Raw genomic sequence first — 894 nt, forward strand, 5'->3', positions numbered from 1 at the left:
CGAAGGCACGGCCCGCGGAGTCGAGCAGCGCGGCGCCCTGCTCGGCCGGCAGACCCGCCGCGACCTGATGGGCACCGCCGAGCGTCTCCCGGGCCGACTCCGCGGCACTCGCGTCGAAGTCCGGGGGGCCGACACCGTCCGCGCCGATCCCGGTGTCACGGTCGAGGTAGTTGCGGCGGTACTCGCGGATCTGCGGCAGGAGGCGTCGGATCAGCTTCGCGTGGTTGTTCTCGTAGTACGCCACGAACTCGTCGTGTGACAGGTCGGGTTTGCGGGCGAGCAGTGCGACGGCCTTGATCATGCCGGAACCCTATGTCGCGGAGTGAGGTTCGGTCGTCATGTGATCCCGCTCACCGGACGGTGGATCAGAGCCAGTGCTGACGCTTGAAGACGAGGAACAGCGTCACCGACGTCGCGACCATCAGCAGGACCGCCATCGGATACCCGAACTCCCAGCCGAGTTCCGGGATGTCCTCGAAGTTCATGCCGTAGACGGTGCCCACCAGCGTGGGGGCGAAGAGGATGGCCGCCCAGGCGGAGATCTTCTTGACCTCCTCGTTCTGGGCGAGGCTGGTCATGGTCAGCCGCTGCATCTCCTCGTTCTGCTTCTGGGCGACGAGTGTGGCGTGGACGGTGAGCGCGGTCTGCAGGTGCGCGCGCGACGAGTCGGCGCGCTCGATCACCCGGATCGTGTGGTCGAGGACGTCCCGCAGGTGCCGTCGGAGTTCGACGTCGACGTGATATTTGTCGGAGCCGCGATCGAGGGCTTCGAGCATCGACACCAGTGGGTGCGTCGCGCGCTGGAAGTCGATCACCTCGCCGGACAGGTCGTAGATGCGTCGGGCGACGGCCGGATCGCCGGTGAACACCTGGTTCTCGATCTCGTCGATGTCG

The 894-nt window shown here is 66.9% G+C and carries 2 protein-coding genes; both read right to left on the reverse strand.

What is annotated here, in order from left to right; translation table 11 throughout:
• Positions 1-301, reverse strand: a 301-nt coding sequence (locus IJ15_RS26230) for an EthD domain-containing protein (RefSeq protein WP_156112205.1), incomplete at its 3' end; no start/stop codon positions are given.
• A 64-nt stretch (positions 302-365) separates the two neighbouring features.
• A partial coding sequence (locus tag IJ15_RS0123205) for a CorA family divalent cation transporter (RefSeq protein WP_031940714.1) occupies positions 366-894 on the reverse strand: 529 nt, incomplete at its 5' end.

Origin of the sequence: Prescottella defluvii, assembly GCF_000738775.1 — a bacterium.
In the GTDB taxonomy this organism is placed as follows: Bacteria; Actinomycetota; Actinomycetes; order Mycobacteriales; family Mycobacteriaceae; genus Prescottella; species Prescottella defluvii.